At 68.9% G+C, this 1,683-nt stretch carries 1 protein-coding gene; it reads left to right on the top strand.

The annotated features are described in order from the left end of the window. A partial coding sequence (locus tag ACTWP8_RS38120) for a condensation domain-containing protein (protein WP_443326632.1) occupies nt 1-1,683 on the top strand: 1,683 nt, incomplete at both ends.

Raw genomic sequence — 1,683 nt, 5'->3', positions numbered from 1 at the left:
TGTGCGATCTGTTCGCCGAGGTCCTCGGTGTGCCGGCTGTGAGCATCGATGATGACTTCTTCCAGCTCGGCGGCCATTCGCTTCTCGCGACCAGGCTCGTCAGCCGTATCCGCACGGCCCTGGACGCTGAACTGGCGGTGCGGCAGCTTTTCGAGACGCCGACCGTCGCGGGTATCTCCGCGGCGCTGGAAGGGGCCTCGGTCGCCCGTCGGGGCGTGACCGTCCGTCCGCGTCCGGACCGCATTCCGCTGTCGTACGCACAGCAGCGGCTGTGGTTCCTGAACCAGTTCGAAGGCCCGACCGCCACCTACAACATTCCCGTGTCGCTGCGGTTGACCGGTCCCCTCGACCGTGAGGCCATGCGTCAGGCGCTGGCGGATGTGGTGGCGCGGCACGAGAGCCTGCGCACCGTCTTCACCGAGGACGCCGAGGGCTCGTACCAGATGATCCTCGAGCCGCAGGTGACCCATCCGGAGCTGACGGTCGTCGAATCGGATCCGGACACCATCGACGAGCAGCTGCGCGAGGCCGCCCGCCGCGGGTTCGACCTGTCCGCAGAAACGCCCCTGCGGGCCACGCTGTTCGCGTTGGGCGACGAGGAGCACGTACTTCTGCTGCTCCTGCATCACATCGTGAGTGATGCGTGGTCGCGTGGTCCGCTGGCACGGGATCTTGCTGCCGCGTATGCGGCGCGTACGGCTGGTGAGGTGCCGTCGTGGTCGCCGCTGCCGGTGCAGTACGCGGACTACAGCCTGTGGCAGCGCGAGGTCCTGGGCTCCGAGGAGGATCCCGGCAGTGAGATCTCCCGTCAGCTGGCGTACTGGCGGGAGGCGTTGGCGGGTCTGCCGGATCAGTTGGAGTTGCCGACCGACCGGCCGCGGCCGGCTGTTGCTTCCCACCGGGGCGAGCGGATCGCCTTTGAGGTGCCGACGGAGCTGTACGAGCGGGTGGTCGCCCTTGCCCGGGAGACTCAGGCCAGTCCGTTCATGGTGGTGCAGGCGGGCCTGGCGGCATTGCTGACCAGGCTGGGCGCCGGGACGGACATCCCCATCGGCACCCCGATCGCAGGCCGCACCGACGACGCCCTCGAGAACTTGGTGGGTGTCTTCATCAACACGCTCGTGCTGCGCACGGACACCTCCGGCGACCCGACGGCCCGGGCGCTCATCGAGCGGGTGCGGGCGCAGAGCCTGTCGGCGTACGCGCATCAGGATCTGCCGTTCGAGCGGCTGGTCGAGGTGATCAATCCGGAGCGTTCACTGTCCCGGCACCCCCTCTTCCAGGTGCTGCTGGCCTTCAACAACACGGACACGGCCGCCGTGGACGACGCCGTAGCCCAGCTGCCCGGCCTGACGGTCACGCGGGCCGCCACCGACACGGGCGTCGGCAAGTTCGACCTGTCGTTCGCCTTCGCCGACCGGCGTGGCGCCGGCAATGAGCAGGCGGGCCTGCAGGGTGTGCTGGAGTACAGCACCGACCTGTTCGACCCGGCGACGGTCGAAGCGTTGGGGCAGCGCTTCCTCCGCGTACTCGAGGCCATGGTCACCGGGCCCGACGAGCCGATCAGCCGAGCGGAGCTGCTGGATGCCGATGAGGCCCGCAGGCTGCTGGTGGAGTGGAATGACACCGGGCGTGTGGTGCCGTCGCTGTCGGTTTCCGAGTGGTTCGAGGAGCGGGTTGCGG

It is taken from the genome of Streptomyces sp. 7N604 (assembly GCF_052245475.1).
Classification (GTDB): domain Bacteria; phylum Actinomycetota; class Actinomycetes; order Streptomycetales; family Streptomycetaceae; genus Streptomyces.
This window is presented reverse-complemented; position numbering and strand designations above follow the sequence as displayed.